The sequence below is a fragment of the Microcystis sp. 0824 genome (genome assembly GCF_003112475.1).
GTDB lineage: Bacteria > Cyanobacteriota > Cyanobacteriia > Cyanobacteriales > Microcystaceae > Microcystis > Microcystis aeruginosa_C.
On the sequence record NZ_BDSM01000076.1, the window covers coordinates 1 to 965 of the forward strand.

1 protein-coding gene is annotated in these 965 nt (G+C 39.6%); it reads right to left on the bottom strand.

Features of this window, described 5'->3' with window-relative positions; genetic code table 11:
• Positions 1-965, bottom strand: a 965-nt coding sequence (locus N0824_RS20430) for an AMP-binding protein (protein WP_146184312.1), incomplete at both ends; no start/stop codon positions are given.

Below are 965 nucleotides of genomic sequence, written 5' to 3' on the forward strand. Positions count from 1 at the left end.
CCGCGAATTTTTACTTGATTGTCAATGCGTCCTAAATATTCGATTTTACCATCGGGTAAATAACGGGCTAAGTCTCCCGTTTTATATAATTTTGACGGCTCATTGCCCCCCTTATTAAGGGGGGTTGGGGGGATCACTTCATCCTTCTCAAAAGGATTAGGAATAAATTTTTCTTGGGTTAATTCGGGACGATTGAGATAACCTTTGGCTAATCCCATACCACCAATATGTAATTCTCCCGGAACACCAATCGGGACAGGTTGGAGATTTTTATCCAGCAAATAGATTTGGGTATTGGCAATCGCTTTACCAATGGGAATAGTTGTGGCTGTAGAAGCTACGTTTTCCACTAAATACCAGGAAGAAAACGTTGTATTTTCCGTTGGACCATAGACATGAAGCAACCGTTGTGGCGCACCTTTTTCTAGTACCTCTTGTACCCATTTTGGTTCAACTGCTTCACCCCCAAATAGTAAGCAGCGTAAGCTACTAAAAGCTTGCGGAACTAAATTGGCTAACTGATTAAAAAGTGCTGTGGTTAAAAATAAGACACTAATCCGATTTTCCTTTAAGCTTAGTGCCAATTCTTGGGGTGAGAGCAAAACTGATTTAGCGATAATAATAATCTTAGCACCGTTAAGTAAAGCCCCCCAAATTTCAAAAGTAGCGGCATCAAAAGCAATATTAGACGCTTGCACAACCCGGTCATCAGGAGTAAACTGGATGTAATTAGTATTTAATACCAGTCGATTAACTGCTTGATGAGTGACGATAACACCCTTGGGTATTCCTGTAGAACCAGAAGTATAAATAACGTAGGCTAAATTATCCGCAGAAACTGTGCTGTTCAGATTCTCCAGACTTGCCTGATTAATTTGTTGCCAATCTTTGTCTAAACAGATAACAATAGTCTGATGATTTGGCAAGGAATTCTGTAAAGATTCGCAGGTTAATATTATTTTAAC